At 28.8% G+C, this 19,103-nt stretch carries 23 protein-coding genes; 4 read left to right on the top strand and 19 right to left on the bottom strand.

What is annotated here, in order from left to right:
* Positions 1-155 precede the first annotated feature (155 nt).
* The 13 genes from L8W68_RS07725 to L8W68_RS07665 form a co-directional block, all read right to left on the bottom strand.
* Positions 156-740, bottom strand: a complete 585-nt coding sequence (locus L8W68_RS07725; protein WP_263675684.1) for a bacteriohemerythrin — start codon at positions 738-740, stop codon at positions 156-158.
* Between the two features lie 8 nt (positions 741-748).
* Positions 749-1,339, bottom strand: coding sequence for a hemerythrin family protein (locus L8W68_RS07720; RefSeq protein WP_263675683.1), 591 nt, complete (start codon positions 1,337-1,339; stop codon positions 749-751).
* Between the two features lie 179 nt (positions 1,340-1,518).
* Positions 1,519-2,223, bottom strand: coding sequence for a carboxy-S-adenosyl-L-methionine synthase CmoA (gene cmoA, locus L8W68_RS07715; protein WP_263675682.1), 705 nt, complete (start codon positions 2,221-2,223; stop codon positions 1,519-1,521).
* Positions 2,213-3,064 (bottom strand): bifunctional riboflavin kinase/FAD synthetase, encoded by an 852-nt coding sequence (locus tag L8W68_RS07710; RefSeq protein ID WP_263675681.1) that lies wholly within the window; start codon positions 3,062-3,064, stop codon positions 2,213-2,215. Before L8W68_RS07710 ends, cmoA begins: the two co-directional genes overlap by 11 nt.
* Positions 3,030-3,752, bottom strand: coding sequence for a TlyA family RNA methyltransferase (locus L8W68_RS07705; RefSeq protein WP_263675680.1), 723 nt, complete (start codon positions 3,750-3,752; stop codon positions 3,030-3,032). Before L8W68_RS07705 ends, L8W68_RS07710 begins: the two co-directional genes overlap by 35 nt.
* Positions 3,742-5,697 carry an NAD-dependent DNA ligase LigA gene (gene ligA / locus L8W68_RS07700; RefSeq protein WP_263675685.1) on the bottom strand — a complete coding sequence of 652 codons (1,956 nt, stop codon included), beginning with the start codon at positions 5,695-5,697 and terminating at the stop codon, positions 3,742-3,744. Before ligA ends, L8W68_RS07705 begins: the two co-directional genes overlap by 11 nt.
* 10 nt (positions 5,698-5,707) lie before the next feature.
* Complete coding sequence (locus tag L8W68_RS07695) at positions 5,708-6,229, bottom strand: hypothetical protein (protein ID WP_263675679.1); 522 nt, start codon at positions 6,227-6,229, stop codon at positions 5,708-5,710.
* Positions 6,216-7,229 (bottom strand): ATP-binding protein, encoded by a 1,014-nt coding sequence (locus tag L8W68_RS07690; protein ID WP_263675678.1) that lies wholly within the window; start codon positions 7,227-7,229, stop codon positions 6,216-6,218. The genes L8W68_RS07695 and L8W68_RS07690 overlap by 14 nt, the downstream gene beginning before the upstream one ends.
* A gap of 42 nt (positions 7,230-7,271) precedes the next feature.
* Entirely contained in the window at positions 7,272-8,414 is a 1,143-nt protein-coding gene (gene folP / locus L8W68_RS07685) for a dihydropteroate synthase (RefSeq protein WP_047208222.1), read from the bottom strand.
* Complete coding sequence (locus L8W68_RS07680; RefSeq protein WP_047208781.1) at positions 8,401-9,012, bottom strand: DNA polymerase III subunit delta'; 612 nt, start codon at positions 9,010-9,012, stop codon at positions 8,401-8,403. Before L8W68_RS07680 ends, folP begins: the two co-directional genes overlap by 14 nt.
* Before the next feature lie 41 nt (positions 9,013-9,053).
* Positions 9,054-9,590: a HobA family DNA replication regulator gene (locus tag L8W68_RS07675; protein WP_039618108.1), complete on the bottom strand. Its 537-nt coding sequence runs from the start codon at positions 9,588-9,590 to the stop codon at positions 9,054-9,056.
* Positions 9,591-10,793: an aspartate kinase gene (locus tag L8W68_RS07670; RefSeq protein WP_263675677.1), complete on the bottom strand. Its 1,203-nt coding sequence runs from the start codon at positions 10,791-10,793 to the stop codon at positions 9,591-9,593.
* On the bottom strand, positions 10,793-11,263 hold the full coding sequence (locus tag L8W68_RS07665) for an RNA pyrophosphohydrolase (protein WP_263675676.1): 471 nt from the start codon (positions 11,261-11,263) through the stop codon (positions 10,793-10,795). Before L8W68_RS07665 ends, L8W68_RS07670 begins: the two co-directional genes overlap by 1 nt.
* 80 nt (positions 11,264-11,343) lie before the next feature.
* Here L8W68_RS07665 and hemW point away from each other — a divergent pair, with 80 nt between their 5' ends.
* On the top strand, positions 11,344-12,393 hold the full coding sequence (gene hemW, locus L8W68_RS07660; RefSeq protein ID WP_263675675.1) for a radical SAM family heme chaperone HemW: 1,050 nt from the start codon (positions 11,344-11,346) through the stop codon (positions 12,391-12,393).
* Here hemW and L8W68_RS07655 read toward each other — a convergent pair.
* Both L8W68_RS07655 and L8W68_RS07650 read right to left on the bottom strand, forming a co-directional pair.
* The gene (locus L8W68_RS07655; RefSeq protein ID WP_263675674.1) at positions 12,390-12,707 is read right to left on the bottom strand and encodes an ArsR/SmtB family transcription factor; all 318 of its coding nucleotides are present in this window, start codon (positions 12,705-12,707) and stop codon (positions 12,390-12,392) included. The genes hemW and L8W68_RS07655 overlap by 4 nt on opposite strands.
* A gap of 8 nt (positions 12,708-12,715) precedes the next feature.
* A complete protein-coding gene (locus tag L8W68_RS07650) occupies positions 12,716-13,696 on the bottom strand; it encodes an arsenic resistance permease (RefSeq protein ID WP_039628252.1) in 981 nt (326 codons plus the stop codon).
* 149 nt (positions 13,697-13,845) lie between these two features.
* On the opposite strand from L8W68_RS07650, the gene tatB reads away from it, so the two are divergent.
* The 3 genes from tatB to queA are packed head-to-tail and all read left to right on the top strand — an operon-like array spanning position 13,846 to position 15,996.
* Positions 13,846-14,238 (top strand): Sec-independent protein translocase protein TatB, encoded by a 393-nt coding sequence (gene tatB / locus L8W68_RS07645; RefSeq protein ID WP_039618091.1) that lies wholly within the window; start codon positions 13,846-13,848, stop codon positions 14,236-14,238.
* A 2-nt stretch (positions 14,239-14,240) separates the two neighbouring features.
* The gene (tatC, locus tag L8W68_RS07640) at positions 14,241-14,981 is read left to right on the top strand and encodes a twin-arginine translocase subunit TatC (RefSeq protein WP_047208214.1); all 741 of its coding nucleotides are present in this window, start codon (positions 14,241-14,243) and stop codon (positions 14,979-14,981) included.
* A complete protein-coding gene (gene queA, locus L8W68_RS07635; RefSeq protein ID WP_263675673.1) occupies positions 14,968-15,996 on the top strand; it encodes a tRNA preQ1(34) S-adenosylmethionine ribosyltransferase-isomerase QueA in 1,029 nt (342 codons plus the stop codon). The genes tatC and queA overlap by 14 nt, the downstream gene beginning before the upstream one ends.
* On the opposite strand, the gene mrdA is transcribed toward queA, so the two are convergent.
* The 4 genes from mrdA to L8W68_RS07615 form a co-directional block, all read right to left on the bottom strand.
* Positions 15,989-17,815, bottom strand: coding sequence for a penicillin-binding protein 2 (gene mrdA, locus L8W68_RS07630; RefSeq protein ID WP_263675672.1), 1,827 nt, complete (start codon positions 17,813-17,815; stop codon positions 15,989-15,991). The genes queA and mrdA overlap by 8 nt on opposite strands.
* A gap of 2 nt (positions 17,816-17,817) precedes the next feature.
* Positions 17,818-18,309, bottom strand: coding sequence for a hypothetical protein (locus L8W68_RS07625; protein ID WP_263675671.1), 492 nt, complete (start codon positions 18,307-18,309; stop codon positions 17,818-17,820).
* Positions 18,299-18,898: a ribosome biogenesis GTP-binding protein YihA/YsxC gene (yihA, locus tag L8W68_RS07620; protein WP_263675670.1), complete on the bottom strand. Its 600-nt coding sequence runs from the start codon at positions 18,896-18,898 to the stop codon at positions 18,299-18,301. The genes L8W68_RS07625 and yihA overlap by 11 nt, the downstream gene beginning before the upstream one ends.
* Positions 18,895-19,103 (bottom strand): LptA/OstA family protein (locus tag L8W68_RS07615; RefSeq protein WP_318529708.1); only part of this gene is annotated, 209 nt, incomplete at its 5' end. The genes yihA and L8W68_RS07615, both read right to left, overlap by 4 nt.

Here is a 19,103-nt window from a genome sequence, read left to right as displayed (position 1 = left end):
TAACACTTATTACTAACAATTTAATAATGAACTAGGAATATTAATATTTTATTTATAAATTTTTCCTTAAAAATAATTTAAGATAGAAAATATCCTAAAATATTTTATTTAGCTCAAATACCTATTTTATGGTATTTTAGATTGAAAATATACTTTCAATCTAAATTTTCATCTTGTAGTTTAAAAATTAGTTCTCTGGAGCATTTTTTACACTTGTAAGCTATATTTAAATACTTAATTTTTACATGTAAGCCATAATCAAGCTTATGAATCATATCTTTACAACCACAAATGTATTCAAATTTATCATCTTTTTCCTGCTCTTGTATTTTGTCTTCTTTTTCCAAGCTTTTTTTGAATTTGTTAATCCTCATATCATGCTCTACAATATGTTCTAAAAGCCATATTGAAACTATTTTGTAAAGTTTTTCCTTAAGATCATTTGTGCTAGCACACTCGCTAAGTAATGCACTCATATCTTCGATAATTTTTTTATGCATCGCTTTATGCTCTGATAAATACGGATAATTTATTGAATGCATATAATTTTCTTCATCTTTAAAATGCGTTCGCATATATTCAAAAAAATCACTTAACAACTCTTTAATCTCTGTCTTGTAAATATACCTATTTAAAAGCTTAGCAGTTTTATCTGCTAAAATAAAAAGAGTTTGGTGTTGCAAGTCAATATCTGCATTTTCAATACTATATTTATCATGCCATATAGGGAATGCTTCCACAAAAAACCCTATGCAATGCGAATGGTTTTTTTACAAACTTTACAATTATATTTTGCACCATCAAGAATTTGCAAATGCACGCGATGAGGAATTTTATGTTTTTCATTTAAACAACCACAAACATAAATAATATATTTTGGTGTAATTTCTTCAAAAGTACATTCTACAGCCGAAGTATCTTCTTCAAATGTACTTTCTTTTGCTTGAAGTTGTTTTTGTTTTTCATATTTATAATATTTCATATCTTCTTTTAATATATGCTCTAAAAGCCATTTTTCTGTGATGATATTAAGCTGTGCTTTAAATTCATTGACTGTTTTGATATTTTTAACTAAGGTGACTAATGATGATGTAATTTCTTGATGAATTTTTTTATGATGTTCTAAATCAGGATAAGCAATACTTTCCATATAAGCTTCTTCATCTTTAAAATGAGTCTTTACATACTCAAAAAGCTCGCTCAAAACACTTTTAATCTCACTTATACTTGCGTGATTTTCAGCGATTAGATAAGCTTTTTTGGCTATATCAAATAAAGCTTTATGTTGCTCATCGATGGTTTTATTGTGTACACTATATTCTTTTGCCCATTTAATCATAAAAGTCCTTTTTTACAATAATTTTTTTACAATCAAGCAATAAAAAATAATAAACACAAAAAAAACGGGCGCAATTATATAATAAATTTTCAATATTTGCAATATTATTAGAATAAAATTTATAAAATATTTAAAATAGAATAAAAAATATCTGATTTAATTAAAACATGGTATTTTAATCACTTAAAAGCTATGAAAGTTTCAAAATTTACCCATTTAAACACACTTTCTACTTTAGAAAATCCTGCTTTTTTAAGCATGGTTATATTTTCATTTTGGGTATAAGGTATGAGGACATTTTCCAAAGCTTCTCTTTTAGTGGAAATTTCTAGCTTGCTATAACCTTGCTCTAGTTTATATTGCTCATAAATTTGTATCATTTTTTTAGCTATTTTTACATCTTCATAGAGAATTTTTTCACTAAACACAAACATACCATTTTCATTTAGGTTTTGATAGATTTTATCAACTAATTCTTGTCTTTTAGGTGGGCGGATAAACTGCAAAGTATAGGTGGCGATGAAAACATCATTTGCAAAAAAATCAAAATCATCTAAATTTTTTTGATAAAATTCCACCCTAGCTCCAAAGGCTTGACATTTGTTTTTGGCGATCTCTAACATAGCATTAGCTTCATCAACCCCGCTTAAAAGAAAATCTTTTCTTTTTTCATAAAGCGCAAGCAATAAACTAGCCGTAGAACAGCCCAGATCACAGATTTTTGCATTTTGTGGGGCAAAATGATCAATGAGTTTGACTATGAGTTTTAAATTTTGCGTATAAAAAGGCACGGACCTTGAAACCATATCATCAAAAACGCTTGCTACGCTTTTATCAAATTCAAATTGTTTTTCTAAAGGTTTTTTAAAAATTTCATCTTTCATTTAATTTTCCTAAAATTTCTTTTGCTTTGTTGATATCTTTACTAATTTGTGCTTTTAATAAGGCTAAGTCGTTAAATTTCTCATTAGCTCTTATATAGTCAATGAAACTTAACTCCACCAACTTTGCCTTTGTACTTGTAAAATTTTCATCTAAAATATGCGTTTCTAGAGCAAAATTTTCATCAGTAGATCTTATGCCTATAAAACTTACACTATGATAGCTTTTATTTTCAATTTTTACCAAAGTCGCATATACGCCATCTTTAGGTAAAAAGAAGTCTTTTGCGTATAAATTTAAAGTTGCAAAAAGCTCTTTAGCACCTATACCTTGACCTTTGATAATGTTTGCTTTTATGGTATAAAACCTACCTAGGAAATTTTTAGCTTCTTTAACTTTAGCTTCTTTAAGTAAGGTTTTAATCATACTTGTATGAACACTTTTGTTTTGAATTTTAAACTCATCTACAATGATAGTGTTTATACCACAAAGGCTTTGTATGTCTTTGGCGCTACATTTTCTTTCTTTACCAAATTTAAAATCATAACCTACGATAATCTTTTCTAGCTTAGGAAATTCTTGCTTTAAAAGCTTTAAAAAATCCTCACCTTTATAATCTTTGATTTTATAAAAATCACAAAATATCATAGGAAAATCAACTAAATTTGCTCTAAAATCCTTAGGCGTTAGAGCTTCTTTTTCTTTTTTTGTGATGATAAACAAAGCTCCATTTTCATCTAAATGCTTAAAAAGCTCAAAATGCCCCAAATGCATACCATCAAAACGCCCTATGGCTAAATTTGTGATCTTAGTTTTTTCTATAGGCGTAGAAAAACTCAACATTACCTTCTTTTCCTTTTAAGTGCGACTCTTGACTTACTTGTAAGATCCAGCCAAGCTTTGCACAAGCTTTTTCAAAACTTTCTTTGGCAGCTTTAATAGCTTTAGCATCTTTTACTACTCCATTTTTATCGCGTTTAGCATTTTTACCTACTTCAAATTGAGGTTTAAAAAGTAAGATGATAAGATCTTTAGCAAGTTTATCTATATGATAAATCAAATGCGTTAAAGAGATAAAACTCACATCACAAGTGATAACATCATATAAAATTTCACTTTTAAACTCACGCAAATCAGTATTTTCGCAAATTTGGATATTTTCTAAATTTCTTAAGCTCTCATGAAGTTGGTTAGAACCCACATCTAAAGCTGTGATGTGTTTAGCATTATTTTGATGTAAAATTTGTACAAAGCCTCCAGTCGATGAGCCTATATCTAAACAAATTTTATCTTTTATAGCAAATGCATGCTCTTGTAAAAAATGCTTGAGCTTAAAAGCAGCTCTGCTTACAAAAAGCTCTTCTAAAAGCGTGAGTTTTAAACTCTCATCTTCTAAAGGATTTTGGCAAGTGATTTTAAAAGAGGTTTTTTTAAACTCACCATTGAGTAAAATTTGTTTGTTTTCTATAAGCTCGCAAGCTTTATTGCGAGAAATGTTTAATTTTGTACTTACAAAAACATCAAACCTCATCAGCACCACCTAAAAGAGCATTAAACTCAGCTTCATTAATACATTTAACTCCTAAGCTTTGAGCCTTTTCAAGCTTTGAGCCTGCTTCGCTTCCATATAATACAAAGTCAGTTTTTTTAGATACACTTGAACTTACCTTTGCTCCAAAGCTTTCGATTAGTTCTTTAAAATGATCGCGTGATTTGCTTAAAGTACCTGTGATAACAAAGGTTTTATTAGAAATATTTTCATTTATAATAAGCTCTTTTTTCTCATCTTCTAAATGTAAAATTTCGTAAAAATGTTTAATACGATTTGCATTGACATGGGTAAATTCTTCTAAGCTTTTAGCCATTTGCTCACCAAAGCCTTCTAAATTCACATAAGCTTCATAGCTTTGCATAAACCATTCAAAGCCAAAAGATTGTGCTAGCTTTTTAGCTGCCACTTCTCCAATATGCTCTATACCCAAAGCAGTGATAAACCTTGATAAAGAGCATTTTTTTGCATTTTCAATGGCGCTTAGAAGATTGTTGATTTTTTTCTCCTTAAAGCCTTCCAAGTCTTCAAAATCGCTGTATTTTAAGAAAAATATGCTTTCTATATTAGTGATTTTTCCTTCTTTAAATAAAAGCTCGACGATATTTTCTCCAAGACCATCTATATTTAAACACTTTTTAGATACAAAATGTATAATGGAATTTACAAGTCTTGCCTTACAATCTAAGTTTTGGCATTTTAAAAAAGCACCCTCATCTAAAAGCTCACTAAAACACTCAGGACAAAGAGTTGGTTTAGTAATCTTACTTTCTAAACCATCACGCCTTTGGGTAAAAACTTTAGTGATTTTAGGTATCACATCGCCACTTCTTATCACACTTACACTATCACCTATCATCACTCCAAGTCTAGCTATCTCATCAAAATTATGCAAGGTTGCAGACTTTACTACAACTCCATCTAAATTTACAGGTTCTAGCACTGCCACAGGAGTGATCACTCCGCTTCTTCCAACTTGTAAATTAACCCCAAGCAAGGTTGTAGTTTTTTCCAAAGCAGGAAATTTAAATGCAGCCATAAATTTTGGAAATTTCACAGTATAACCCAAAAGCTTACAATGAGCTAAATCATCTACCCTTACAACCATACCATCCATCATCATAGGCTTTTGATCTCTTTTTTCTAAAAGCTCATGATATTTTTCTAAAACCTCATCTAAAGTTTTCACACAAAAAACAAAATCATCTTTTAAAAAGCCAAGACTTCTTACAAACTCCATCACTTCAGAGTGCTTGCTAAATTCTAAAGAATTCTCCCCCACTCCCCAAGGATAAAATTTTAAATTTCTTTCTTTTGTAATGCTTGTATCAAGCTGTCTTAAAGAGCCACTTGCTGCGTTGCGTGGGTTTGCAAATAAACTTAAGCCATCTTTAGCTCTTTTTTCATTGATTTTTTCAAAATCTTCTTTTAAAATTACCACTTCGCCACGAATTTCTATCTTGTCTTTATAAGGAATTTTTTGAGGTATGTTTGATATTTCTTTTACATTTAAAGTAATATCCTCGCCTATTTCTCCATCGCCCCTTGTAGCACCGCTGATTAAAATACCATTTTCATAAGTAAGATTTAAACTCGCTCCATCAAACTTAGGCTCTAAGAAAAAATCAAACTCACATTTAGCTCTTTTTGCCCAAGCTCTAAGTTCAGCTTCATCAAAAACATCTTCCATAGACCACATTTTTGCACTATGTGCAAGTTTATGAAACTCACTTTGTATAGTCGGGGCGATATTTTGCGTAGGAGAATCTTTAGAAGTCTTTTCTTGATGAAGCGTTTCAAATGCTTTTAACTCTCTTATAAGTTTATCGTATTCTTCATCACTCGCTAAAGGCTCATCATCTTCATAATAAGCCCTCATCCATTCTTTTGCTAATTTTACCTTTTCTAAATACTCTTGATAAGTCATCATTACACCTTTAACAAATTTCATTAAAAATTTGTTCATATATTAATAAAAAACATTCTTTGGGCGCACACTTTACCTTGAACTTACTTAAATAATCATCTGATTTAACAGCATGTTCTATTTCAAAACCGATTTGTCGCCTCTTATAAATGTATTTTTTTGAATCTTTCATTATGCAGTATAAGAAAATTGTGCATCTTTTTAAAGGTATATTATTTTCTTCACATAGTTTTTTAAATAGTTTTAAGCTATCTGTAAATTTTTGTATTATTTCCAATTTATCAATATCTTTTTGCTTTTGATTTTTAAACTCAATAAAATACACATCATGATAATTTAAAATTAAAGCGTCTACTGTTTTTTTTCCTTTAAACTTATTTATTCTATTTAATTCTTCGCTTAATTTTTCAAAATTTATTACTTCATTTTCTTTATAACAAAGATATTCATGATTTTCTTTATCAAAACTTGTATTTTTTAAACTATCCATATAATTCTTATATTTATTTTTAATAATATTAAGATCTGCCATTTTCTTCATCCAATCGATCAAATGTTTCAAATGGCTTATTTAGTTTTTCAAAAATCATTTCCATAGTTTTTTCATTATTTTCATATTGTTTAATAACTCCATCTATGCTTAAATGAAAATTGATTTGATTTTTATAACTTAAACTATACTTATAAATAGCTTCGATAATATAAGGACTATGAGTATTTATTAATATTGGAATTTTCTTTGCCGAAAGTCTTACTAATAATTTAGCAAAAACAATTTGCCAAGTTGGATGCAAATGATTTTCTGGCTCATCGAAGATTAAAAATCCTTTAGATGTAATGCGATTGTTATTAATTAAAGCTTGCAAAATCCCAAATTGTTTAATGCCAATTGCTACATTTTTTAATGATATTTCATTATTGTTTCTATAAAATTTATAAGTTTTTTTATTACTCTTTAAAAAATGTCCCTGAATAATTGCAGTAATTTCTTCTTTAATACTTTTAAAATCATCATATTCTTTCAAAGGATTTTGTTCTATCTTTTGATATAAATCCCAAAGCAAATAAGGATAGCTAATTTCATAACCACCTCCATAAATCTTAGCACCATCATTCGCAAGACGCACATCTCGAAAAAAATCAAACAAATCCCAAACCAAAGGACTTTGTATAAAAGTGCAATCAAGATAATTAAAATCATCACTTTCAAATTTCAAACAGCCATTTTTTCCTATAATTGCATTGTAAAGATTTTTATCATTTTCTTTTAAATATATTTCTCCATTTTCTTTTAAATCCCCATCAAATAATAAATTTGATAATTTATCAAATTCTTTTTCTTTGTGCCATTTTTTTTTATATTTTTTAGATAATGCTTTACTTATATTATGTGTTTTTATAAGTGCCATTAAAATTTTACCTATAGTACTCTTACCACTATCATTTTCACCAGCTACAATACATAAGCTATTAAGATTAATATTTGCTTCTTTTATAATTCCTATATTTTTTAAATACAACATTTTATTCATCTTTATCTCCTTGATTTACTATACGATATTTTATCTACTTTTTCACTCCAAAGAAAGTTCATCCATAGCTTTTGCAAGTTCAAACATTTGTTTATGCTCATATACATCATGCACTCTTATAATGCTTGCACCATTTTTGAAAGCCTCCAAATGCAAATAAAGCGTACCAGCTAGTCTTTGCTCAACACTTGAATTAAAATAAGCATTTATCACACTTTTTCTACTAGCTCCGATTAAAAGCTCTTTTTCAAAGCGTAAAAAATGCTCTAAGTGTTTGATTAACATCATATTATGCCAAGGACTTTTACCAAAACCAATACCAACATCTAAAACCACATCTTCTAAACCAAGCTCACTTAATCTTTCTAGTTTTTGCGCAAAAAAATCATCAAGCTCGGCTAACACATCTTCATAATGTGGGTTATCTTGCATATTTTGTGGGGTATTTTGTATATGCATGAGTGTGTAAGTGGCTTTGTATTTTAAAGCTAATTTGGCTAAATTTTCATTTTTAAAACCGGTGATATCATTAATAAGCTTAAAGCCTTTATTTAAAGCATATTCTAAACAATACTCATCAAAACTATCTAAGCTAAAAATACATTTTTCATAAAGTTTTTCTTTATAGATTAAATCTAAGGTATTTTTTAAACGCTTAAACTCTTCTTCTTTCCCACAATACACACTACCAGGTCTTGAAGAAACCGCACCTATATCTATATAATCAGCCCCTTGAGAAATCATAAGTTCTATTTTTTCTAAAACTTCATTTTCTTTAACCCTACTTTGAGCATTAAAACTATCTTCATTGATATTCATCACACCCATAATTTTTGCATATTTTGGTTTGGTGAAGTTAGACTTTAAAAATAGTGCTAAATTTTTAAGCTTAAAATCTTGTAATTTTTCTTTTTCTATAAGCTTTTTAGCTTGATCTTGCGTTACCATAAGTAAGGCATTAGTATGTTCTTTACCTAGTATGACTTCTTTATGTGTTACAAGCTCAGCTCCAACTCTTAGTGCATCTTGCTTGAGTATATTTGCAGCAGGCGCTCTTAACTCTTTAATAAGAAAAAAATGAATTTGAGTTTTTTCACTCATAATTTTCTCACCCGCTTTGTGTGGTTTTATATATTTAGAAATTTGTTCAAAGTCTGTGTTAGGATTGATTTTAATGATTTTCATTTTTTCTCTCGTGTAAAATTAAAGCTATGGTACTTAGTAAAATAGTTGGCTTTGCATTTAATTTAGCTAACTCATAAGCTTTGTAGAAAAATTCGATTTCTTCATCGTTTAATTTTATATCTTGTTTAAAGCACTCATGGCTTAAAGCACTAATTAGCTCTAAACACTCATGCTTGTCTATATTTTCATATTGTTTTAATAATGAAGCAATTTGAGCAAGATCTATTTTTTTAAGATCCAAATTTAAAGATATTTTTTCTTTTTGAATTTTATGCTTTTCTACGATAAATCTTGAAAGTATAGTAGGCAAAAAAACATTTTTTGAAGGAGCTACGATGATAAAATATACATTTTTTGGTGGCTCTTCAAAAAGCTTTAGTAAAAAATTTTGCGCTTCTTCACGAAAAGATCTAGCTAGTATAACAATGATTTTAGCTTGTGCTTCAGCTACATAGCTTTCTTTCATAATAGCTTTTGCGGTTGCTTGAGCGTTTTTATCGTAGGTTAAGTCATTTAGTCTTAATTCTAAGTCAGGATTTTTAGGTATGAAAAATTTAAGATTTTTTGCTCCATATTCTTCTGTGAGTTTTTCTTGCATTAGTTCAAAATCATTATGAATAATGATTTTATTTCTTAGATTCAAATTTCTACCTTAGAAAAAAGTACAGCCTCTAAGCTTTGTTCAAATACTTTATATAAAGAAATAAGTTTATAGTCTAATTCTTTATCACGCGAGGAAAGATAAAAACTATTTTGCAATTGCTCATCAAAAAGCCAAAGCATACTTTCTGCTTTGGAATTAGCGATTTTAAATTTAAACCCTGTATTAGTTCCTATATAAAAAAAAGCATAACCGTTAGGAAAAGAAATACTCAAAAGATCATTAAGCAAATCTATATCTTCTTGGGTATTACAAGCTTTATTATAAATTCCTTTTAAAGACACAAAAGGCACCAAAGGTCTTGTAGAACTGGCGTTAATTTGGCTTAAAAAATACTCTTCAAACCAAGCTCTTTGATCATCAGTAATCACAATAAAAGTATAACCTTGCAAAAGCAAAGCTAACTTAGAAGCAATCAAAGGCGACCATTCAAGACGCCTTTCTTCTAACCAACTTGTATAAGTACCATTTTCTCGGATTTGTTCTAGGGTAAATTTTAAAAAACTATTGCTCATTTATACATCTAGTTTATAAACTTCATGCAATACTCTTACAGCCAATTCGCCGTATTTTTCATGCACGATAACTGAAATTTTAATTTCGCTTGTAGAAATCATTTGTATGTTGATATTTTCATTTGCTAGAGCTTTAAAAGCTGCTGAAGCTACCCCAGAATGTGATTTCATACCCACACCCACAACTGAAACTTTTACCACAGCACTATCTGTTTCTATATTAGCATTAGCACCTAAAACTTTTTTCATAGCATTAGTTGCTAAATCAAGCTCGTTTTCAGGCACTGTAAAGCCTAAATTTGTAGCTCCATCTACTCCGACATTTTGGATAATCATATCCACATTGATATTTTCATTTGCTAAAGTTCCAAAAATTTCAGCAGCAATACCTGGCTTATCATCAATATTTCTTAAAGTAACCCTTGCTTGGTTTTTATCTAGTGCTATACCGCTAACCAAAGCCTGTTCCATATTTTCCTCCTTAGTAATAATCGTCCCTTCATTTTCATTAAAGCTACTTCTAGTAACTAATTTCACATTTAATTTTTTAGCAAGCTCTACAGAGCGGTTTTGTAAAACTTTAGCTCCTAAACTTGCAAGCTCTAGCATTTCTTCATAAGAAATTTTATCTAGCTTTTTAGCCTTTGGTTCAATTCTAGGATCGGTAGTATATACTCCATCTACATCAGTATAAATCTCACATAAATCAGCATTTAAAGCTCCCGCTAACGCAACTGCACTTAAGTCACTTCCACCACGACCTAAAGTAGTAACATTACCCATTTTGTCAATACCTTGAAAGCCAGCAACTACTACGATATATCCTTCATCTAAAGCTTTGTTAATATTTGCAGTATCAATGTGTTCAATTCTTGCTTTAGTATAAACATCATCTGTAATAATCCCTGCATTGCGTCCGGAAAATGCAGTGGCTTTTAAACCCATTTCATTTAATGCAATAGCAAGTAAAGATGAAGTTACGCGCTCACCACTACTTAAAAGCATATCCATCTCACGACCTGAAGGGTTTTTACTAAAATGGTGTGCAAAATCGATAAGCTCATTAGTCACTCCACTCATCGCAGAAACTACAACAACTAACTTATCGCAAGTTTTTTTACTTTTTGCTACTCTTTTAGCAACTTCATCAATACGCTCAAGCGTTCCTACGCTTGTTCCCCCATATTTTTGTACGATCAGCATTAAATATACCCCCTTTCTTTAAAATATTTTAAAACCTTAATATATATAGGTTTTTTAAAATGGTTAATCATATCATAAACATCTTCTAATGAAGCAAACTTATATGCATCAAATTCAGGATTTTTAGTATTTAAATTAACAACAGCTTTATTTTTCAATCTAACTAAAAAATATTTTTGACTTTGACCATCATAAGGATACATTTTTTGTGCAACCTTAGCTGGAAAATCATAACTAATCCATTCAGGATGTTCGGCTAAAATTTCAACCTCATCTGTACCTATTTCTTCTTTTAATTCTCTAAACAATGCACTTTTAGCATCCTCCCCCTCATCTATACCACCTTGAGGAAATTGCCATATATCTTCCATATCATTACGTTTAGCAAGTAAAATTTTACATTCAAAAGGATAAGCTGATGATAGCACTATAGCAGCTACATTTGGCCTATATTTTTTTTCTTTTTCCATGATTTTCTTATCCTTGACTTTTAAATAATATAATTCTAACAAAAAAATACGAATTTATAATCACATTTTAAAGAAGTTTTATGCATTTATATATACATATACCATTTTGCGAAAGTAAGTGTTTTTATTGTTCTTTTACCTCGCTTAAAAAAAAGGACTTTGAAAAAGATTATTTAAATGCCTTAATGCAAGATATAAAATATCAACTAGATTTTTTCAAGCTTGATAAAAATTCCATAAAGACTGTTTTTGTAGGTGGTGGTACGCCTAGTTTAATGGAGGTTAGTTTTTATGAGAAAATATTTATTTTTTTACAAAGTTATTTACACAAAGATAGTGAAATCAGCATAGAAGCAAACCCCAACTCGAGCAATTTTTCTTGGCTTAAAGAGATAAAAAATTTAGGTTTTAATCGTATTTCTTTTGGAGTGCAAAGTTTTCATGAAAAAAAATTACAATTTCTTGGGCGTATTCATGATCAAAAAAGTATTTTTACCAGCATAGAAAATGCTAAAAAAGCAGGATTTGATAATATCAACTTAGACTTAATTTATGATACAAAACTTGATGATAAAAAAATGCTTGATTATGAAATTTCCAATCTTGCCTTACTTGATATTAGCCATGTAAGTGCTTATAATCTAACTATAGAAGAAAAGACAAGATTTGCTAAAAAATTTCACTTTAAAAAAAATGCACCACGTCTTGCAAAGTATTTTATTAAAGCGATTGAAAACCTTGATTATAAACAATATGAAATCAGTAATTTTGGACAAATTTGCAAACACAACCTTGCTTACTGGCAAGGAAAAGACTATATAGGCTGTGGTTTAAGTGCAGTAGGATTTTTAAAAAATCAAAGATTTTATACTAAGAAAAGTTTAAAAGATTATATCAATGATCCTTGTTTTAGAGAGGTTGAAAATTTAAATTCAAAAGATTTGTGTTTAGAACATATTTTTCTAGGACTTAGAAGCATTATAGGGGTAGATGAAACAAAGCTGGAACCTTTAGAAAAAGAAAAGGCAATGTTTCTTAGCAAAAAAGGAAAATTAGTTTACAAAAATGGAATTTTTTATAACACCAATTACCTTTTAAGCGATGAACTAGCTTTGTATATTAGCGCTTAAGCTTTACATTCACAAGAAATTCTTTTTAGCTCGGGAAGCTTTATAGAAAGCCCATTGATATTTTTTAGTATATCATTGCAAAAATTATTTAAATTTTCTTTTACTCCATAATATGCCCAAACACCTTGTCTATCTACTTCTAAAAAGCTAGCTTCTTTTAAAATTTTTAAGTGCCTTGAAAGTCTTGATTGACTCATATTTAAAGAACTTTGCAAATCACACACACAAAGTTTTCCGTATTTTTGTAAAAAAGCTAAGATTAAAATCCTACTTTCATCATTAATTGCACTTGTTATTTTTAAAAACTCTTGCATAAAAATCCTTATATAAAAAATATTAAAAGCCCAAAGCTAATTGCTATAAAAACTATCATACTTGCAAATAAAACCAAAAAGCTTGTTTTGAAAATTCTTTTAAGCAAAATAAGCTCAGGTAAAGAACACCCTGCTCCTGCTATTAGAAAACTCATCATTATACCAAGTGGAATTCCGCTAGTAGTTAAAGCTAGTGCTACAGGTATCATAGCAGTACAATTCATATAAAGTAAAACTCCTATAAAAGCTGCTATAAATATGCCAAATACTCCATAATCTTTCATATAATTTTGGAAAAAATCTTGTGGGAAAAAGCCGTGTATAAAAGCTCCAATACCCATACCTATAACAATATAAGGTAATATTTTTTTATACTCTTTAAAGCTTTGCATAAATAACATTTTGATTTTATTGTCTTTTGTCTTAGCCTTAAATTTCAAAACTTTACCGCTGATTTTAGAATTTTTAACAAAAATAGAACTGGGTTTTTGACAACATGAATTTTGAAAAGTATTACTAGAACAACAACTTGACTTTTGCTCTAAATCATTTTTTAAAAAGTCTTCATTAAAAAATTTTCGAGTGTTTATTTTAGAAACACAAAAAGCAAGAAATAAAATCACGCAAAATAAAAATCCCACGTATAATAAGGATATTTTTAAACCAAAACTTACTACAAACATCACTACTATAATAGGATTAATTAAAGGCGAGGTGATTAAATAAGCTATACATACCCCAAGTGGAATTTTAGCTTTTAAAAATGCGTTTAAAAGCGGTATACTTGAGCATGAACAAAATGGGGTTAAACAGCCTAAAAGTATGGCTTTTATATAGCTTGTAAAAGAATCTTTCTTTAAATGCTCATTAAAAAATTTAGCATAGCGCTCATTTAAATAAGCAATAAGCATACTAACTAAAATAAACAAAACAGATATTTCTATAAATAAAATCAAAAAATCTTTTAAAATAAAAACTAATTTTTCCATGCTTTTCCTTTTTATTTTTAATCAAATATAACAAAAATATATTAATATATCAAGATATCTTTATATATTAATATGATAAAAGTAATAATATTTTTAAGTATTTTTATGTAAAATGTAAACCATATATTCAAGCGAAAGAAGATAAAATAATGAGTTTTGGTGAAATTTTAGTTATTTTAGTTGTAGCTATTTTAGTGCTTGGGCCTGAAAAATTACCTTCAACTATAGTTGAAATTGCAAAAATTTTAAAAGCCATTAAAAGCAATATTGATGAGGCAAAAGCAAGTATTAATAAAGAACTAAAAATAGCAGAATTAAAAGATGAAGCACAAAAATACAAAGATGAATTTTCACAAACTAATGAAAATATCAGAAAAAAACTAAGTTTTGAAGAATTTGATCAACTCAAAGAAGATATTTTAAATAATACCAAAGAATTAAAAAGTGAAATTAATGATTTAGAAAAAGATATACAAGAACTTTCTAATCTTGAAGAAAAAATTCAAAAAGATGAAAAAAATACTCAGAAAATGGAAAGCTAAGAATGTTTGAAGAATTAAAACCACATTTAGTAGAACTTAGAAAAAGATTATTTATAAGTGTTGCTTGTGTTGTTGTGATGTTTTTTGTATGTTTTAGTTTTAATAACTATATCATAGATATACTAAAAGCGCCTGTTGAAGCAGCCTTACCTGAAATTTCAAGACAAATGACCTTCGTTGAGTTACAAGAGCCTTTATTTACTGCGATGAAGGTTTCGTTTTTTACAGCTTTTTTGATTTCTTTACCAGTTATTTTTTGGCAGTTTTGGAAATTTGTAGCACCCGGACTTTATGATAATGAAAAAAGATTAGTAGTGCCTTTTGTAAGCTTTGCTAGTATTATGTTTGCACTTGGTGCTTTGTTTTGTTATTATATAGTTATACCTTTGGCTTTTAAATTTTTGATTGATTTTGGGGTGCAAACCCAAGATTTTAAGCCTTTAATTAGCATAGGTTTATATGTAGGCTTTTTTACTAAATTAGTAATTGCTTTTGGTTTAGCTTTTGAAATGCCTGTAATAACCTTTTTCTTTGCTAAACTTGGACTTGTTGATGATACTTTTTTGAAAAAACATTTTAGAGTTTCTGTTTTAGTGATTTTTGTTTTCTCAGCTATGATGACACCACCTGATGTTATATCGCAATTTTTAATGGCTGTGCCTTTGTGTGGACTTTATGGGATTTCTATTTATATAGCTAAAAAAGTTAATCCTAGTCAAAAAGAAGATGATGAAAATGATTGATAAAGATCTTTTGCTTTCTAGTTATGATTATAACTTACCTAATGAACTTATAGCAAATTTTCCTATTTTACCCAAAGAAAATGCCAAGCTTTTAGTATATGAAAGATGTAAAGATCAAATTTCACATTTACATTTTAAAGACTTAGCTAAAATTTTACCACCTTGTGAAATCATCTTTAATGATACTAAAGTCATCAAAGCAAGAATTTATGGAAACAAAGAAAGTGGTAGTAAAATAGAACTTTTTATCAATCATCCTTTAAAAAATAATGATTTTTTAGTGCAAATTCGAGGTAAGGTTAAAGAAGGACAAATTTTATATTTTGAAAATTCTTTAAAAGCTAAAATCAAAAAATTACATGATGATGGTACAAGAGAAGTAGAATTTTTTAATGATGAAAAAGAGCTTAATCATCATGAAGTTTTTGAAATTTTAGAAAAAATAGGCCATGTGCCTTTACCACCTTATATAAAAAGAGCAGATGAAGCGCAAGATAGCATTAACTATCAAAGTATTTTTGCTAAAAATCAAGGCGCAGTTGCTGCACCTACTGCGAGCTTACACTTTGATGAAGCGATGATCAATAAACTTAAAAAAAATCATAATATCCATACTATTACACTACACGTTGGCGCAGGAACTTTTAAAGGTGTAGAATGTGAAGATATACGTGATCATAAAATGCATTCAGAATTTTTTCATATTGATGATGAAACTTGTGCTTTGATTGATTCTTCTAAGAAAATACTAGGCGTTGGTACCACTGTTACTCGTTGTATAGAATATTATCATAGAAAAAAAATAAAAGAAGGTTTTTGTGATTTGTTTTTACACCCACAAAACACTCCGCAAAGACTTGATTATTTACTTACTAATTTTCACTTACCAAAATCAACTTTAATTATGCTTGTAGCGGCATTTATAGGTAGAGAAAAAACCTTAGGGCTTTACCATGAAGCCATAGAAAATAACTATCGTTTTTATTCTTATGGCGATGGAATGCTAATTATTTAGTCTTTTTCTTGATATATTTTTTATCAATATAACCCAAATCTATAAGTTTTTGATAAATTTTAGCCAGTATAGGCCCTCCTGTACTACTACCACTTTTTCCGTGTTCGATTAAAACTACCACTACATATTGTGGTTTTTCATAAGGTGCATAAGAAGTAATCCAAGCATGAGATCTTAAAAAATACTCTAAATCCTCTTCTTTAATACGCTTTTTTTCACTTTGAGAAATTCCAACTACTTGTGCTGTTCCTGTCTTGGCTGCTATAGTAATAGGCGAATTTCTTAAAAATCTTGCTGTAGTTCCACCATCCTCATTAGCAACTTCATACATAGCACGCCTTAAAAGTGGAAGTTTTGATAGTTCAAAAGTCGTAAAAACACTTTCATTATTGTCAAAATTTATCTTAGTAACATTATCATCAACACTATGTAAAAAATGTGGTGTGATATTTTTCGCTGTAGCAATCATAGCTGTAAATTTAGCCACTTGCATAGGAGTAGCAAGAAAATCACCTTGCCCTATGCTTGTATTTAAAGTTTCACCTTGATACCATGGTTGGTTGTATTTTTCTTTTTTCCATATTCTATTGGGAACTGTTCCTATGAATTCATTAGGTAAATCAACTCCTGTTTTTGTGCCAAAACCTATCCTTTCAAAAACAGAACTAATAGTATCAATACCAACTTCTAAGGCACCTTTATAAAAATACACATCACAGCTTTCTCTAATAGCATCATTCATATCTACATAACCATGACCTATAGCCTTCCAACATCTAAATTTTCTACCACCAAGCTCAAAGTTAGAATCACACAAATATTTGTGATTTTCACTTACTTTTCCACTATCTAAAAATGCTAAAGCTGTACCCATTTTCACAACAGAACCTGGAGGATAAAGTCCATTAATAAGTTTATTAGTAAAAGGGTGATTTAAATCGTTAGAAAGTTTATCCCATTCTTCTTGGCTAATACCTGTAACAAAAGGATTGAGATTATACTCAGGAAAACTACCCGCTGCTAAAATAGCCCCACTTTTTACATCCATTATTATAGCCGCACCTGCTAAATTTTCAAAAATACTAGCTAAGTATTCTTGCAAATCAAGATCAATGCTTAGAGTAATATTACTTGATATAGGTTTTTTGTAAGAAAGTTCTTCTATTTCTTTATTTAATGCATTTACCTTGCTAACCTTTTCACCCTTTTGGCCTTGCAAAATTTCATTATAAGAACGTTCTATACCACTACGCCCTACATAGCTAGTCAATCTTGCAATTTCATTTTCATTCATATCATTTAGATTTGCTTTTCCAACATAACCTACAACATGACTAGCTAAAGCATCATAAGGATAAAATCTTTGAGTAGTTGATTTAACTTGCATATTGTCACGCAAATTAAGTTTAGTAAAATGCTTAATCATTGCATTATATTCTATAAATGGAACTACTTCTATATAATCTTGATTATAATAAGAATCTGCTTTTATATAATTTCGTTTTAATTTAGTTATATTTAAATCAGGAAAAGCATCTACTATGGCTTGTAATTCTTGCTCTAAAAGATTTCTGTTTTTCTTTTTTATATACAAATATGGCTTTATAGAGATTGAAAAACCTAATTTATTTACTGCTAAGGGTCTGCCTTTAACATCTAAAATTTGCCCTCTTACAGGTGCTAAAAATTGCGTTTTAATGGCATTTTGCTTGGCTATTTCTTCATAATAAACATTAGATTTAATACTTATATAATACACTCTAGCAAGTAAAAGCATAAAAAAGCAAACTATAAAGCCCATCACTAAACGCATACGCATAATTAGATTTTTCCTTTAAAAATAACAAAAGAAATCAAAGCTTCAACAACAAAAAACCATAAATATTCAATACCAAATTTTAAAATTTCATTATTATCTAAATATGCTAAAAACACATCAAAAAGATAAATGAAAATATAAGCACAAAGAGTAAATACAACGAGTAAATAATGCCCTAGTTTTAATTTACTTTTAAACCAATCCACAAAAAAATGATAAAAAATAAAAAAAGCTATCCATGAGCTAAAAAGATAAAATCCATGAATAACATCAATCAATAAAAGATAAAACAAAGAAAAATACCATCTAAAATCAAGCTTATTAAGGGTTCTTTCTTTTTCTTTTAAAAGCACTATCATATAACAAAAAAATACCCCAAATAAAGGAGGTATCCAATAATACACAGAGCTTAAAATTTGATAAAAAATCAAAGATAAATAAAAAAATAAATAAGAAAAATCAAATCTATTTTTTACTAAATTTCTACCCCTCATTAAAACCCAAGCTCTCTAAAATAATTTTTTGTTCTAATTTATCAATACCACTTTTTTTCAGATTTGACACCAAAATGGCATTTTTATTTGCATTTAAAATTTTTGCTTTTTGACTTTGATTGAGCTTGTCTGCTTTTGTAAAAACTGTTATTTTTTTTTGATCAGCTCGAATAAAAGAATCCAAATATAAATCCAAATTTGCATCAATATCTAAATTATCATGTCTTGAATCTATTAGATGAATAAAAAGTTTGATAGAGCTACGCTCTTTTAAAAACTCATCTAAATTTTTATTCCAAATAGCCTTAGTTTTTTTGCTCACTTTAGCATAACCAAAACCAGGTAAATCAATAAACACTAATTTGAATTTATCTTCATCTTTTTTACAATCAACTTCAAAAAAATTAATAAGCTGTGTTTTACCCGGAGTTGAAGAGCTTTTTGCTAAATTTTTATTCTTACAAAGAGTATTAATCAAAGAACTTTTACCCACATTAGAGCGTCCTAAAAAAGCGATTTCAGTGTATATAGGTTGTGGAGCTTCGTCTATTTTGGAAGCAGAAATTAAAAATTTAGCATTAAGTATCATTCTTTTACTTCAAATACAAATTTCACAGGTTTTTTATCTTTACTCGCTACTCTATAAGTCATATTTTTTCTATCTACTATGATTTTATCCCCTATGAGTTCTTTTTTTGTTTGTATTTCTGTAATTTTTGCATTGCCATTAATCTCATATGTATCCTTAGCTACATTATAAACAAACTCATCGCCACTTCCATGATAAGTTTTAT

The sequence above is a fragment of the Campylobacter sp. FU_497 genome, assembly GCF_025772425.1.
Taxonomy (GTDB): Bacteria; Campylobacterota; Campylobacteria; order Campylobacterales; family Campylobacteraceae; genus Campylobacter_D; species Campylobacter_D lari_C.
The sequence above is the reverse complement of the archived record's forward strand: the minus strand, read 5'-3'. Positions and strand labels throughout refer to the sequence as shown.

What these genes read in the sequence shown, in the direction of transcription:
- L8W68_RS07650 (WP_039628252.1), bottom strand. Translation starts at nt 13,696, where the DNA reads ATGGAAAAATTAGTTTTTATTTTAAAAGATTTTTTGATTTTATTTATA.
- tatB (WP_039618091.1), top strand. Translation starts at nt 13,846, where the DNA reads ATGAGTTTTGGTGAAATTTTAGTTATTTTAGTTGTAGCTATTTTAGTG.
- yihA (WP_263675670.1), bottom strand. Translation starts at nt 18,898, where the DNA reads ATGATACTTAATGCTAAATTTTTAATTTCTGCTTCCAAAATAGACGAA.
- L8W68_RS07705 (WP_263675680.1), bottom strand. Translation starts at nt 3,752, where the DNA reads ATGAGGTTTGATGTTTTTGTAAGTACAAAATTAAACATTTCTCGCAAT.
- cmoA (WP_263675682.1), bottom strand. Translation starts at nt 2,223, where the DNA reads ATGAAAGATGAAATTTTTAAAAAACCTTTAGAAAAACAATTTGAATTT.
- L8W68_RS07665 (WP_263675676.1), bottom strand. Translation starts at nt 11,263, where the DNA reads ATGGAAAAAGAAAAAAAATATAGGCCAAATGTAGCTGCTATAGTGCTA.
- L8W68_RS07710 (WP_263675681.1), bottom strand. Translation starts at nt 3,064, where the DNA reads ATGTTGAGTTTTTCTACGCCTATAGAAAAAACTAAGATCACAAATTTA.
- queA (WP_263675673.1), top strand. Translation starts at nt 14,968, where the DNA reads ATGAAAATGATTGATAAAGATCTTTTGCTTTCTAGTTATGATTATAAC.
- L8W68_RS07675 (WP_039618108.1), bottom strand. Translation starts at nt 9,590, where the DNA reads ATGAGCAATAGTTTTTTAAAATTTACCCTAGAACAAATCCGAGAAAAT.
- folP (WP_047208222.1), bottom strand. Translation starts at nt 8,414, where the DNA reads ATGAAAATCATTAAAATCAATCCTAACACAGACTTTGAACAAATTTCT.
- L8W68_RS07625 (WP_263675671.1), bottom strand. Translation starts at nt 18,309, where the DNA reads ATGAGGGGTAGAAATTTAGTAAAAAATAGATTTGATTTTTCTTATTTA.
- L8W68_RS07695 (WP_263675679.1), bottom strand. Translation starts at nt 6,229, where the DNA reads ATGGCAGATCTTAATATTATTAAAAATAAATATAAGAATTATATGGAT.
- hemW (WP_263675675.1), top strand. Translation starts at nt 11,344, where the DNA reads ATGCATTTATATATACATATACCATTTTGCGAAAGTAAGTGTTTTTAT.
- L8W68_RS07690 (WP_263675678.1), bottom strand. Translation starts at nt 7,229, where the DNA reads ATGAATAAAATGTTGTATTTAAAAAATATAGGAATTATAAAAGAAGCA.
- mrdA (WP_263675672.1), bottom strand. Translation starts at nt 17,815, where the DNA reads ATGCGTATGCGTTTAGTGATGGGCTTTATAGTTTGCTTTTTTATGCTT.
- tatC (WP_047208214.1), top strand. Translation starts at nt 14,241, where the DNA reads ATGTTTGAAGAATTAAAACCACATTTAGTAGAACTTAGAAAAAGATTA.
- L8W68_RS07680 (WP_047208781.1), bottom strand. Translation starts at nt 9,012, where the DNA reads ATGCAAGAAAAACTCACAGAAGAATATGGAGCAAAAAATCTTAAATTT.
- L8W68_RS07670 (WP_263675677.1), bottom strand. Translation starts at nt 10,793, where the DNA reads ATGCTGATCGTACAAAAATATGGGGGAACAAGCGTAGGAACGCTTGAG.
- L8W68_RS07655 (WP_263675674.1), bottom strand. Translation starts at nt 12,707, where the DNA reads ATGCAAGAGTTTTTAAAAATAACAAGTGCAATTAATGATGAAAGTAGG.
- ligA (WP_263675685.1), bottom strand. Translation starts at nt 5,697, where the DNA reads ATGACTTATCAAGAGTATTTAGAAAAGGTAAAATTAGCAAAAGAATGG.
- L8W68_RS07720 (WP_263675683.1), bottom strand. Translation starts at nt 1,339, where the DNA reads ATGATTAAATGGGCAAAAGAATATAGTGTACACAATAAAACCATCGAT.